The organism is Bacillus sp. 2B09 (genome assembly GCF_003946835.1).
GTDB classification, from domain to species: Bacteria; Bacillota; Bacilli; order Bacillales; family Bacillaceae; genus Bacillus; species Bacillus altitudinis.
Genome location: NZ_RPSG01000001.1, coordinates 802774 through 816476, shown reverse-complemented (window position 1 = coordinate 816476; position 13703 = coordinate 802774). Strand labels below are relative to the sequence as shown.

The 13703-nt window shown below is 40.9% G+C and carries 12 protein-coding genes; 5 read left to right on the top strand and 7 right to left on the bottom strand.

All coding sequences use genetic code 11. The features are described 5' to 3' along the window. Positions 1 to 13: 13 nt before the first annotated feature. Entirely contained in the window at positions 14 to 1063 is a 1050-nt protein-coding gene (locus tag EBQ12_RS04195) for a M42 family metallopeptidase (protein ID WP_025207042.1), read from the top strand. Between the two features lie 32 nt (positions 1064 to 1095). Here the strand turns inward: EBQ12_RS04195 and EBQ12_RS04190 are convergent, their stop codons facing one another. After that, positions 1096 to 2385, bottom strand: a complete 1290-nt coding sequence (locus tag EBQ12_RS04190) for a cation:dicarboxylate symporter family transporter (RefSeq protein ID WP_113747672.1) — start codon at positions 2383 to 2385, stop codon at positions 1096 to 1098. A 339-nt stretch (positions 2386 to 2724) separates the two neighbouring features. After that, entirely contained in the window at positions 2725 to 2862 is a 138-nt protein-coding gene (gene yhfH / locus EBQ12_RS04185; RefSeq protein WP_008359029.1) for a protein YhfH, read from the bottom strand. 155 nt (positions 2863 to 3017) lie between these two features. Here yhfH and EBQ12_RS04180 point away from each other — a divergent pair, with 155 nt between their 5' ends. The 3 genes from EBQ12_RS04180 to EBQ12_RS04170 all read left to right on the top strand — a co-directional run bounded on the left by EBQ12_RS04180 (position 3018) and on the right by EBQ12_RS04170 (position 6479). Then, positions 3018 to 3761, top strand: a complete 744-nt coding sequence (locus EBQ12_RS04180) for an MBL fold metallo-hydrolase (protein WP_186366182.1) — start codon at positions 3018 to 3020, stop codon at positions 3759 to 3761. Positions 3762 to 3763: 2 nt separating this feature from the next. Beyond that, positions 3764 to 4753 carry a lipoate--protein ligase gene (gene lplA / locus EBQ12_RS04175; RefSeq protein WP_125589121.1) on the top strand — a complete coding sequence of 330 codons (990 nt, stop codon included), beginning with the start codon at positions 3764 to 3766 and terminating at the stop codon, positions 4751 to 4753. A gap of 172 nt (positions 4754 to 4925) precedes the next feature. Then, positions 4926 to 6479, top strand: a complete 1554-nt coding sequence (locus EBQ12_RS04170; RefSeq protein ID WP_125589119.1) for a fatty acid--CoA ligase family protein — start codon at positions 4926 to 4928, stop codon at positions 6477 to 6479. A 202-nt stretch (positions 6480 to 6681) separates the two neighbouring features. Here EBQ12_RS04170 and EBQ12_RS04165 read toward each other — a convergent pair whose 3' ends face one another. Next, complete coding sequence (locus EBQ12_RS04165; RefSeq protein WP_007497192.1) at positions 6682 to 7098, bottom strand: YhfM domain-containing protein; 417 nt, start codon at positions 7096 to 7098, stop codon at positions 6682 to 6684. A gap of 177 nt (positions 7099 to 7275) precedes the next feature. Between EBQ12_RS04165 and EBQ12_RS04160 the strand changes: the two genes are divergently transcribed. Continuing rightward, positions 7276 to 8559 (top strand): M48 family metallopeptidase, encoded by a 1284-nt coding sequence (locus tag EBQ12_RS04160; protein ID WP_017360300.1) that lies wholly within the window; start codon positions 7276 to 7278, stop codon positions 8557 to 8559. Positions 8560 to 8605: 46 nt separating this feature from the next. On the opposite strand, the gene EBQ12_RS04155 is transcribed toward EBQ12_RS04160, so the two are convergent. From EBQ12_RS04155 to EBQ12_RS04140, 4 genes are all read right to left on the bottom strand, one after another. Further along, the gene (locus EBQ12_RS04155) at positions 8606 to 9751 is read right to left on the bottom strand and encodes a serine alkaline protease SapB (protein ID WP_026050071.1); all 1146 of its coding nucleotides are present in this window, start codon (positions 9749 to 9751) and stop codon (positions 8606 to 8608) included. Positions 9752 to 10137: 386 nt separating this feature from the next. Beyond that, entirely contained in the window at positions 10138 to 10722 is a 585-nt protein-coding gene (locus EBQ12_RS04150) for a histidine phosphatase family protein (RefSeq protein WP_017360298.1), read from the bottom strand. Positions 10723 to 10783: 61 nt separating this feature from the next. Then, positions 10784 to 12145, bottom strand: a complete 1362-nt coding sequence (locus EBQ12_RS04145) for a globin-coupled sensor protein (protein WP_370539267.1) — start codon at positions 12143 to 12145, stop codon at positions 10784 to 10786. A gap of 25 nt (positions 12146 to 12170) precedes the next feature. Continuing rightward, the gene (locus tag EBQ12_RS04140) at positions 12171 to 13703 is read right to left on the bottom strand and encodes an FAD-dependent oxidoreductase (protein ID WP_125589117.1); all 1533 of its coding nucleotides are present in this window, start codon (positions 13701 to 13703) and stop codon (positions 12171 to 12173) included.

The window sequence follows — 13703 nt, the reverse complement described above, 5'->3', positions numbered from 1 at the left end:
GAGGATATGCCGAATGACAACGGAAGTAAATGAAACGGTTCAGCTTATTCAAAAGCTTGTGTCAATCCCAAGTCCATCAGGAAATACTGAGAAAGTGATTGGCTTTGTCGAACGTTTTTTACAAGATTTACATATTGAAACGAAGCGAAATCGAAAAGGCGGATTAATTGCCACCCTAAAAGGAACAGATGACAAGGAACACCGCATGCTGACAGCACATGTCGATACGCTCGGTGCGATGGTCAAAGAAATTAAATCAAATGGCCGGCTGCGTCTTGCACTCATTGGAGGCTTTCAATATAACTCGATAGAAGGCGAGTATTGTGAAATTGAAACAGTAACAGGCCGTACATACACAGGTACCATTCTGATGCATCAAACGTCCGTTCACGTATATGAGGATGCTGGAAAAGCGAAGCGAAATCAAGAAAATATGGAGATTCGCTTAGATGAGAAAGTGAAAAATGCAGACGATGTGCAAGCACTGGGCATTCAAGTAGGAGACTTTATCTCATTTGATCCTAGAGTGGAAGTGACATCTTCAGGTTTTATTAAATCAAGACACCTTGATGATAAGGCAAGTGTGGCGCTGTTGCTGAGATTGATTCACCGCATTCAAACAGAGAACATCACATTGCCGCATACGACACATTTCTTAATTTCAAATAATGAAGAAATCGGATACGGTGGGAACTCGAATATCCCGGAAGAAACGGTGGAATATTTGGCTGTTGATATGGGAGCCATCGGTGACGGTCAATCAACCGATGAATACAGTGTGTCGATATGTGTGAAGGATTCTAGCGGTCCTTATCACTATGGTCTGCGCAAACATTTAGCAGCATTAGCTGAGGCAAATAAGATCGATTACCGCCTTGATATATACCCTTATTATGGCTCAGATGCGTCGGCAGCGATTCGAGCAGGGCATGATATCATTCATGGACTGATTGGACCTGGCATTGACTCTTCGCATGCCTTTGAAAGAACCCATGAAGACTCCTTGATTCATACAGCCAATCTTCTGTACCACTATGTTCAAAGCAAATTAATCACAGTATAAAAAAAGAACCCCCATCGCGGGGTTCTTTTTGATTAGCTTGAAAGTTGTGTTGGCTCAGGTACATCTTGTCCAGTCATCACGCGGTGTCCTTTTTCAGGGTCATATTGCCCTTCCCATTTAGACATCACGACAGCTGCAAGTGCATTACCAGTTAAGTTGACAACGGTTCTTGCCATATCCATGATACGATCAACACCTGCAATAAAGGCTAGACCTTCAGCAGGAACACCGATCGTTCCAAGTGTTGCAAGTAATACGACAAAGGATGTACCAGGAACGGCAGCCATTCCTTTTGATGTCACCATCAATACAAGGATTAGTGTGAGCTGCTGTACGATCGTGAGGTCAATGCCATATACCTGCGCTAAGAAAAGCGCCGCAATGGCTTGATACAAGACGGAGCCGTCCAGATTAAACGTATAACCAATTGGGATAACAAAGGAAACAATTCCTTTTGGACACCCGATGCGCTCCATTTTATCCATGACTCTCGGTAAAACTGTTTCAGAGCTGGATGTACTAAAGGCGAGAAGCATTTCGTCTTTCATGTAAGCAAGAAATCTGAAAATATTGACGCCAATCATCTTTCCAATAATTCCGAATACAACGATAAGGAAGAGAGCGAGCGCAAAATAAACAAGACCTACGAGCTTACCTAATGAAACGAGAGATTCAAGACCAAATTTTGATACTGTCACACCAATGAGCGCGAACACACCAAATGGTGCAGCTTTCATCACAACATTGACGACATGGAACATCGCATGTGACACACCTTCAAAGAAGGCGAGCACTGGTTTGCCGCGTTCACCAATCGCTGAAACGCCAAGTGCGAATAATACAGTGAAGAAAATAATCGCAAGCAAATCACCTTCCGCCAATGATTGGAAGAAGTTCGTCGGAACGATATGAAGGAACGTATCAGCAACTGATTTACTGCTTTGTTCTTTTTCCGTTTCAACATACTGGCTAATATCCTGTTTTTCTGTATGTCCAAAGTCAACGCCTGCACCTGGTTGAACAAAGTTCGCAAGCACAAGACCAAGGATGATCGCAAACGTTGTGATAATTTCAAAATAAAGAATGGTTCTAAAACCAAGCTTCCCTACTTTTTTACCATCACCCGCACCTGCAACACCTAAAATTAAGCTAGATACGACAATCGGAATGACAATCATCTTAATGAGTCGTAAGAAGAAGTCTCCAATTGGTTTTAAATATGTCTCAACACCAGGGTTACCGAAAAAGATCGCACCAACCAAGACACCGAGAATAAGACCGATTAGGATTTGAGTAGCTAATCCAAATTTTAATTTTTTCATAGATTTCCTCCCTAACTTATTCATTAAAGGAATATTCCCATTATATTAAGTTTTAATATATGAATTAAAGTATAACTAAAATTAAAGAGGTTCGTCCACGATTAAATTATATTAAGAAAATACAAAATTATTTGAAAAAATGGACACTTCGAACCCCCTTCGTTGTTTTAAGTCAATAAAAAGTGCCTTCCGAACTAAAAGTCATCATATGAAAATACTAAAAAACCCTTTTGTATCAAGGGTTTTACCTTTTTACCTATTTTTCAGAAAAAATAAAAAGCACTTTTGACTCCAACTGACGACGGAGGAAAAAAGTGCTTTTTTATTCTATTTATTTCCTTATTTAAGATAACTTACTTGTGAGCATTCCTCACATTCATTACCGTAACACTCGTGCTGTTCCATTAAATCATTTCCACATTTTGTGCATTTTTTTGAAGGCAAATTTCTAAAAAACTCAGTGATTTTTCCTAGCATTTGTCATCCTCCAATACGTTTTATTGATATCATTGTATTATAACAGATTGATAATTGTCAATCTGTTTTGTAACAATAGGCAAGAAGAATGCTTTTTTTATGAAAAATGGGTATATTGTAAGAAGGGGATTTTTTGAAAAGGAGGAAATATGACGATGAAATTAACCGTGATTGGCTGCTACGGAGGATTTCCAGCAGCTGGTGAAGCCACATCAGGTTATCTTTTTGAATCAGATGGTTTTCGTCTGCTTGTCGACTGCGGGAGCGGAGTTCTGTCAAAGCTTCAGCAATACATTGATATAGAAGAACTAGATGCTGTACTCCTTTCTCATTATCATCACGATCATATTGCAGATATCGGACCTCTCCAATATGCGAAGCTAGTGGGTTATCATTTAGGAAAAAGCAGTGGTCCGCTGACGATCTACGGACATACCGGGGATCAAGCAGCATTTCAGCGGCTCTCTGATGATGTACATACAAAGACAAAACCTTATCACCCGGAAGAGGGCATTCAAATCGGACCATTTCAAATTGATTTTTTGAAAACGGTTCATCCGGCAGAATGCTATGCGATGAGAATTCAGGCAAATGAGGCTGTGGTGGTGTATACAGCTGATTCCAGCTATCAAGATGCATTTATCCCTTTTAGCAAGGATGCAGACTTACTTATTGCCGAAAGCAACTTTTACGCTGGACAAGACGGAACGGGTGCAGGACATATGAACAGCACTGAAGTAGGGAAGCTGGCAAGTGAAGCAAATGTTGGAGAGCTCATCATCACCCATCTGCCTCATTTCGGTCGGCATAAAGACCTAGTCAATGAAGCACAGGCGTTATATACTGGCAATATACAGCTTGCCCAATCAGGGCTTAGATGGAACAAGGAAGGAAGATAGAGATGCTGTTTATCGATAACGAGCAACATTATGACCCAATGATTAATTTAGCAATTGAAGAGTATTGCTTAAAATATTTAGATCCAGAAGAAACGTATTTGCTGTTTTACATCAACCAGCCATCCATTATTATTGGAAAGAACCAAAATACAATAGAAGAAATCAATACAAAATATGTAGAAGACAATGGCATCAAAGTCGTTCGCAGGTTATCTGGCGGTGGTGCAGTTTACCATGACAAAGGAAACTTGAACTTCAGTTTTATTACAAAAGACGATGGGGACAGCTTTCATAACTTTAAAAAATTCACCGAGCCAGTCATCAAAGCGCTTGAAAAGCTTGGCGTCAAAGCGGAATTAAGCGGCAGAAATGACATCATGGCAGATGGGCGTAAAATTTCGGGGAATGCTCAATTTGCTACACGAGGACGTATCTTCAGTCATGGCACCCTATTATTTGATTCAGAAATCGAACATGTTGTCTCGGCATTAAATGTGAAGAAAGAAAAGATCGAATCAAAAGGCATTAAATCCATTAGAAGCAGGGTTGCGAATATTAGTGAACTGATGGATCAAAAGATGACAACAGAAGAATTTAGAAAAATTCTTTTAAGCTATATTTTTGACACGAACGGAGACGTGCCTGAGTATCAGCTGACAGAAAAGGATTGGGAGAAGATTCATGAGATTTCTCGTGATCGATACCAAAAATGGGAATGGAACTACGGCCGTTCACCTAAGTTTAACTTGCAGCACTCTAAGCGTTTTCCAGCTGGATCGATTGATCTTCTATTAGAAGTGAAAAAAGGCATCATTCAAGACTGCAAAATTTTTGGTGACTTCTTCGGTGTAGGGGATATTGCTGATATTGAGAAACGACTCATTGGGCAGCAATATGATCGCAAAACCATTAGTGATGTATTAGAAGACATGGATATGCGCCATTATTTTGGTAACGTATCAAAAGAAGATTTTCTGGATTTGATTTATTAAGCAAGGACAAGCACGGCTAGAGATAGCGGTGCTTTTTCTAATGAAAGAGATGAAAGCGGTTTACATTTGATCTTGTGAATTTTTTCGATTGTCTATTATAATAGAAAGGAGGAATGTTTGGTCATAAAATGAATGGCTATTCATTCATTGATGAAGTATAAGGGGTGGGAGAATGGATTTGTTCAAAAATCTTGAGCAGACTGCGATGACCAAGGGAGAGAACGTCGCACTGATCTTTGAAGGGAACAAGTGGACCTATCAAGAACTGATGACAAGTATCGAACGTTTTGCAGATGGTTTAGTGAGCGAAGGGTTTCAAGCGGGAGATCATATCGCGCTGATTTTAGGAAATTCACCGCATTTTGTGATTTCATTTTTTGGTGCATTAAAGGCAGGACTTGTTGTTGTACCTGTCAATCCAACATATACGCCAAGTGAAATCGGCTATATGCTGGTCACTGGTGATGTAAAAGGGATTGTTGCACCGGATCAGCTTCTGCCGATATACGAGCAGGTGTATGAACAGCTTCCAGCTATTGAACGAGTCATTATTTGTGCACAAAATGAATCTGCGTGCAGGTCAAGTTTAAAAGAAGTATCTGATCGTCTTGTTTTCTTCGGAAAGCTTGTGTCTGGAGATGCGCCGGAAACTGAGCATCCTTCCATACAACCTGACGATACGGCCGTTATTTTATTTACATCTGGCACAACAGGAAAACCAAAAGGGGCAATGCTCACTCATGTTAACCTATATTCAAATGCAAGAGACATTGCGGAGTACCTGTCAATTGATGAGAAGGATAAGGTGATTGCTGCATTGCCGATGTTCCATGTGTTTTGTTTGACCGTCTGTATGAATGCCCCCTTGATTCATGGAGCGACCATCTATGTCCTGCCGCATTTCAGCCCATCAGAGCTTTTACGAATGATGGAGAAAGAAAAACCAACGCTATTTGTTGGTGTTCCAACCATGTATAACTATTTATACCGCCAGGACGGTCATGAGGAAGCGATGAAGTCGGTGAGGATTTGTATATCAGGCGGTGCGTCCATGCCTGTTGCTTTACTTCACGGTTTTGAAGAAAAGTTCGGTGTCACGGTGCTAGAGGGTTACGGATTATCAGAGGCTTCCCCAGTGACGGCATTCAATCCCCTTGATGGAAAAAGAAAACCAGGCTCGGTCGGCACTGATATTATGAATGTGAAAAATAAGATTGTGAATGAACTTGGAGAGGAAGTTGGACCAAACGAAGTCGGAGAACTGATCGCAAAAGGGCCAAACATTATGAAAGGCTATTATCAAATGCCAGAAGACACAGAAGCAGCACTGAAAGATGGCTGGCTGTACACAGGAGATTTGGCGAGAAGAGATGAAGACGGATATATTTATATCGTCGATCGAAAAAAGGATATGATTCTCGTAGGCGGGTATAATGTCTATCCAAGAGAAGTAGAAGAAGTGCTTTATCAACATGAAGCTGTAGCAGAAGCCGTTGTCATCGGTGTGCCCGATCCAAACACAGGAGAGGCTGTTGTCTGTTACATTTCCCCTAAGAAACATGCTCACATCAATCAAGAAGACATCATCACACATTGTTCACGCTATTTGGCGAAATATAAGCAGCCCCAAACGATCCATTTCATTGATGATATTCCAAAAAACACGACTGGTAAAATTTTAAGAAGAGCGCTAAAGGATAAGTACCAAGCAGAAACAAGTAAATAAAAAAGAGTCTCTTCTTATGAGGCGGCTCCTCAGCGTGTAGACAAACCCTCGCATTCTTTGTCAGTCCTGCGTGCTGGTGCTCACGAATGTCACATTCGCTCCGCGCCTCCTAGACTGCAAAGGTTTTCTATCACGCTGAAAAGAAGACAAGGGGGTAAAATCAAGTTCATTTTATCCCTTTGTCAACAATCTAGGGAGTCTCTTATGAAGAGGCTCCTTTTTGAATCGCTTCTTGTACCTGTTTTCGAAAGGAATTTGACTGTTTTTGATTTAATTCATAATAGGTGCCGTCTACTAAAAAAACAACTTGAGAGCGGTTGGTCCATAGCTGAAAAGAAGTGCCATTTGTCCGTCCGAACATGACCTTGGCGATATAATCTGGCTTCTTTACATTCTTTTTGAGATGGCTGCTTGTTTGTTTCCCTTTGTTTAATTGTTCAATTAGATCCTCAGTTGTATCTTTATCATCTATTTCATAAGAAATGGACTGGTTCGTCGGTGAAAGCAATAATTTCTCTGCTCGATTTTCATCGAAGATGTCACTTGTCCGGCTGAACACATAAAAGAAGGTAATCAGTAAAAGCCCAAAGATCACAATTCCTGCAAGGATTTTCTTCATGATGAACCTCCAACTCACTTTTTTATAGTTAGTTTCTCCGATTTTTGAACAGCATAATCATTTTTTTCACTCAAGCTTTTTCAGATAGGGCATGCTATGATGGAGCCACATGAGACAGGTTCTAAACAAAAACGTGCGTGATTACAATAGAGAGAGAAATGGAAAGGAGGCTGACCAGTGCGAGTACGCAAATGGATAGCTCTTGCAACGGTAGCATACATATTGTATGGTCTTTTTATTTATTCTTACTTATTTCTAATGGGGGATTCATCTGTCCCTGACAGTGTGAAAGGGACAAGTGCAGACCCGCATACATTTATGACAAGCCATGAGCTTTTGATCAGTGGAAATTACTCGAACATTCGTAACCTGTTGTACTTTATGACAATTCCTTTAGATTGGTATGTCTTTTTCCTTTTGCTCATTTCAGGGTTTTCAAGGAAATTAGCAGATTGGAGCTTGGCAGCAGCTCGTTTTCACCTTGTGAGCAAACTTGTGTATGTGTTTGTGCTGTCACTTTTGACGATGCTGATCACATTGCCGGTCAAGTGGGTGAGCTACCAGTTGTCCTTGTACTACGGTGTTTCAGCACAAAGCACAGCAAGTTGGCTAAAAGACCAAACGCTTGATTTTTGGATTCAATATCCACTGCTTGTTCTATGCGCGATTGTGTTCTTTTGGCTCATTCAAAAGAAAAGGAAATATTGGTGGCTGTATGCTTGGTGTTTAACCGTTCCAGTTACACTATTTCTCTTCTTTATACAGCCGGTCGTTATTGATCCACTCTACAATGATTTTTACCCATTGAAGGATCAAGCGCTTGAGAAAAAGATATTAACTCTTGCAGAGAAAGCACACATTCCAGCAGATCATGTATATGAAGTCAACATGTCAGAGAAAACAAACACGATGAATGCTTACGTCACAGGAATTGGTGAAAATAAGCGTATTGTTTTGTGGGATACGACACTTCAAAAGCTGAAAGACCGTGAAATCTTATTTATCATGGCGCATGAGATGGGACATTACGTGATGAAGCATGTGTATATCGGTTTAGCAGGATATTTAGTGTTGTCTCTGGTTGGATTTTTTGCCATTGACCGTCTTTATTTTTCCCTTTACCAAAAAGGCGCTTCTCCATTTCGTCTGAAGGCACCACATGACGTTGCTGCTCTTCCGCTTCTGTTGATCATTGTATCTATGCTGTCATTTGCTGCTTCTCCTTTTACAAATGCTGTGTCAAGACATCAAGAACGTGCAGCTGATGAATATGCCGTGAATTTGACGAAAGATGGAGAGGCGGGGGTGACGTCATTTCAAAAGCTTGCAAAATCAGGGCTTTCCCAAGTCAATCCGCCACTTTTAGTGAAAATATTCCGCTATGGACACCCAACGATGATGGAGAGAATCATCGATATGGAAAAAGCCGCAAAAAAAGAGGAAACATCGAAAAAGCAATAAATAAAAAATCCGGCTCAGTTCGCCGGATTTTTTTGTCACACTTATTTTAGTTAGAAGCCGCTTGAACGTTAATTAATCCTTTTCCATAATAGAACGAATTACCAAGCGGTGTTGCCGTATTTTCTAAGCGCTGACGAACCTGAGACGTTGATAGATTCGGATACTTAGAAAGGATAAGCGCTGCTGCTCCTGCTACATGAGGAGATGCCATCGATGTTCCCGTATAAGATGTATATCCACTGCTTGGTACTGTACTTAAAATCGATGTACCAGGTGCAGAAACATCTAATTCAGGACCTGCGCTAGAAGACGAGTTTCTGACATTGTTGCTGTTCACGTTGGCAACAGCAATTGTAGAGTCGTATTTTGCAGGATAGCCAACGGTGCTAGTAGAGCCAGTTGAACCTGAATTCCCTGCTGCGGCAACGACAACTACTCCGCGGTTATTCGCTGTGTCTACAGCATTTTTAAGCGCTGTGGAGCCGTTTGGTCCGCCTAAGCTCATATTGATGACATCCATGTTATTGGCAACAGCCCATTCAATACCGCTGATAATCCAGCTGTATTGTCCATCGCCGTAACGATCTAATACTTTAACGGCATACAAGGAGGCGCTTGGCGCAACCCCAAGAACACCAATCGTGTTATCAAGGGCAGCAATGGTTCCGGCTACGTGAGTTCCGTGTGATTGAAAGTCTTGTGTGGCATTTGGCTCTGAAGGGACGAAGCTAGCACCGCCTGCAACATTTAAGTCAGGGTGTGCGGCGTGGATTCCAGTATCAAGGACAGCTACTTTGACGTTAGCACCTTTATAACCTTGAGCGTGTACGGCTGGAGCTTTGATTTGAGGGATACCATAAGGGACGGTTTGGGCATATGCTTCTGCTTTGTGGTCTTCTTCTACATAAGCAATGCTAGGGTCGTGTTCAAGTTTTTTTGCGGCTTGTTCAGACATCTTCACTTGTGCAGCATTAATGAGGCGGTATTGTTTTTCTAATTTCCCACCATTTTGTGTCACTGCTTGTTTCTTAGAGCTGTTTGTGGTGGCAGAAGCTTTAAAGCCAACGATATAGCTTTTTTCGCTTTCTGACTTTGAGGCAGTCTCGGCATTTGCTATCGAGCCTCCAAACCCTGCTGAAAACAGAAGAGGGACAGCCAATAAAACACTTGTCATCACATTTTTCTTTTTCACGCACATTCCACATCCCTTTTTCTTATTTCAGAATAATCATCCGTAGTCTATTAGAATGATCCGTTTGATTATTCTGTATTTTCAGTTTAATAGAGATAGGCAAATAAGAGTAGACCTGAATTTTTGTGGAAGTCCTAGCGAAAAATAGGGAATTAAGTCGCTTGGAATTGATGGTAAAATATGTTTATTTTATATTTCTAACGGTTTTCTATTAAAAAGGAATCGTGCTTTTTTTCTCATGATCCATTTGAGGATAAACATTCGATACCCGAAATGCCATAAAATAGGTAGAAAAGGCTATCATCTATTTCGAATTTCGATATAAAAAAATATTATTTTATCATTGTTTTTGACATGAAAAAGAACCTGTTATGAAAACAGGTTCTTTAAGAAGGAGCAGATTGTGTTAAGTGGTTGACCACGTTGTAATCGTTCACCTTCCATTGACCATCTGTCCATTCCACATAATTTAAGCAGGCATTCTCAAGTCTTGTATCCTTAATACCCATATGTTCGTCAGCTAGTGAGGTGAGTAAGGCATGGATGGCAGCACCATGTGCTACGATTAGTACCCGTTGATCTGGGTAGGTTGCTCTCACTTTTTCGATACCTTCTAGCATTCGATCTTGAAGTGCCGATAGTGGTTCCATATTTGGATACTGTTTATTTGGAAACAGTTTCTGACGTTCCTCAAATGACATGCCTTCAGCGTCGCCATAGTCACGTTCAATAAAATCGTCCATGATCACGAGCGGTGCATGTACATGCTGTAAAATCAAATGAGCTGTTTCTTTTGCCCTTGATAGCGGACTGGAAATGACAACATCCCAGTGGGCATCTTTTAAGTAAAGACCGGTTTGTTCCGCTTGCCATTTACCAGTGTCATTTAAAGGGATATCTGTTCGTCCTTGAATTCGTTTTGCTGCATTCCAATCGGTTTCTCCGTGTCTGACTAGGCAAATTGCTGTCAATCAAATCCCGCCTTTTCTATCTTTTCCTCTATTATACTAAAACTGAAGAAGAATGACTGGATCAGTGATTTGTCAGACTCGTTAAGGACTCGACCGAACTTGCCACTTGGGACACTGTTTGTTTGACTTCTTTCAATTCGTTTAGGAATGTTTGCAAATCTATTTCAATTTTTCCGTTTTGGTTTTTGCTTAAGTTCATGCTGCTGACGATATCATCGAATAGCGAGTTGATTTGGGTCATTTTTTCTTTACTGTCTGTCACAAGTAAATTCACATCAGCAATATGCTGTGACACAATGGCGATTTGTGAATTTGTGTTGTTGACGAGCTCAGATACAGTTGAAACCGTTTTCTTTGTATCCTCTGATAATTTGCGAACCTCGTTTGCAACGACAGCAAAGCCTTTGCCATGTTCACCTGCTCGAGCTGATTCGATTGAAGCGTTTAAAGATAGTAAATTCGTTTGCTCCGCAATACCTGTGACGATCCCAAAAATTTGTTCAATTTGTTTCGCAATTTCTTCTAAGCGTTTAATTTCTGTTTCAATCTTTGTCATACTGCCGTCAATTTGGTTCATTTGCGTCTGCTGAATTTCTAACTCTTTTTTACCGCCAATTGATTTCTCTTCAACTTGTGCTGAGATCTTTGTGCCAGCCTGTGACATATCCGCCATCTCATCAGATTTTGATACAAGTTTGTCCACTGCATTTGTTGTGTTTGAGAAGAGAGAAGCAAGTGAATTAGATGTTTCTGTAATTTTTGTATGAAGCTCTTTTTGCTGTAGTTCTGCTTCATCACGAACTTTAGAGTATTCATTTTGGAACGTATCTAGGACAAGCTGTTGCTCTAGATTTAAAATTTTCGTCGTCGCCTTCACTGCCGTCTGATATTCTTTGAAATCTTGGATATGCTGGGCAAATAAATCCATTATGGATAGCAATAGGTCTTGGAAGGCTGCCATATACCATTTAGGTTGAAGTCCAATTCTTAAATGAACTTGTGCAATTTTAATTCTTTTGGCCACATAAGATTCGTCAATCACACCGGCAAACATTTCACTAATATGAATGCGTAGTGTTTTCTTTAGACGCTCGACTGAGCTGTTATCTTGAATGATGTGCATCAAGGAAGACTCGACTTCTAGGTTTTTATAAAATTTATCGACGATATGTTCAATTTCATCTTGAACGATTGGATTCAGCTGTTTCAAGATAAAAAGGTCTTGCTGCGTCAAATCAATCATTTTAATTTGTTTGGCAATGTCCGTATTCTCCGGAAAATTGATTCGTTTTATCCCATCATCCTGCTGTGTGAAAAAAGCAGTGTTTTTCTTTTTACTCTCTTTTTTAAATAACAATGTGTTTGTCCCCCCATGATCATCAAAAATATCAGACTTTATGTTTTTTATCGGATAATATTGGATTTTTTAAAGGGGAAACAGTGAAATTTTACTGTTCTTTATATGACCTTTTTAGTGGTTTTTTCGCCGGACCTTCTACTACTTCTCCCGTAATGGAGAAACGAGACCCGTGACAAGGACAGTCCCACGTGCGGTCACTATTATTCCACGCGACTTCGCAGCCTAAGTGAGTACAGGTTGTATCGACAAGAAAGAGATCGCCGTCCTCTGACTTAAAAGCGCCACATTTTTTGTGCTCATAAGATACAATGCCGCCTTCACCCGGTTTTAAATCATCAATTGTTTGATCAGCTCGCTTTAATTTACCGCTGATCAGCTTTGCTGCAACATTGGTGTTTTCTTTGATAAAGTCTTTTACGAATGCGTCTGACACGAGTCTTGATGGAGTAAAGAGGGATTCGTAAGGATTCGATTTTCCTTCGATCAAATCTCCGATCAGTGTCGCTGCTACGTGGCTTGTGGTCATGCCCCATTTTCTAAAGCCTGTTGCCACAAAAATATTCGAATGATGTGATGTCAGGCGGCCAATGTAAGGGATTTGATCCATTGTGACCATATCATGAGTGGACCAGCGGTAAAGGACTTCCGTTATACCAAGGGTGGCTTCACCAAACTTTTCTAGTGCTTCATAGTGTGCGGATTCATCTCCGCCTTGTCCGGTTTTATGACCTTGTCCACCGATGAGCACGACATCTTCTCCATGGAATCTCGCCGTTCTTAATGAATGGGCAGGCTGATCAATTCCTAAGTACATGCCGTCTGGGAGCGGTTTTTTTGTTTTGGCTGCGACGACATAAGATTGCTCAGGATGGATTCGAGTGAAATACAGTCCTTTGCCATCGTAAAAAGGAAAGTGTGAGCATGAAATGATAGAGCGCCCCATCAGATGATGGCCACTTTTTGTGATGACAGCAGGGTGTTTTCCTTCTTTTACATCGACTGCCGTTGTCTGTTCAAATATGCGCACGCCTCGGTCAATGAGCTGATCGATCAGTGCATGAAGATAATGAAGAGGATGAAATTGTGCTTGCTGCGTCATGGCGAGGGCTGCCTTGATGCCAGCATCAAACGGGAGCTCTGTTTTCCATTCGCGATCGATACCGAGCTGTTTGTACGCATCTAATTCCTTCTTTAACTTTTTGACGCCGTTTTCTTCTGTTGCATAAAGGTAAGCATCTTTTACCTCAAGATGACAATCAATGTCATACTCTTTCACACGTGCTTGGATGAGTTCCTTTGCTTTTTCATTTGCTTCTACATATAAACGGGCTTTCGGCATACCTATATGCTGAATCAGCTCATGATAGTACACATCATGCTGGGAGGTAATTTTCGCTGTCGTATGTCCGGTGGTTCCTTGCAATACTTGATCAGCATCTATGATGATGACATTCAGTCCGCGTTCTGTCATTTCAAATGCAGTAGCGATACCGGTAATACCGGCACCGACAATGATGACATCTGCTGTAAGATCTTCGCTGACAGTAGGAAAAGAGGGCTTCTCACTATCAGCTAGCCATAACGACTTTGCTTGCTCCGATCCTTTATGTTCTTGTTCCAT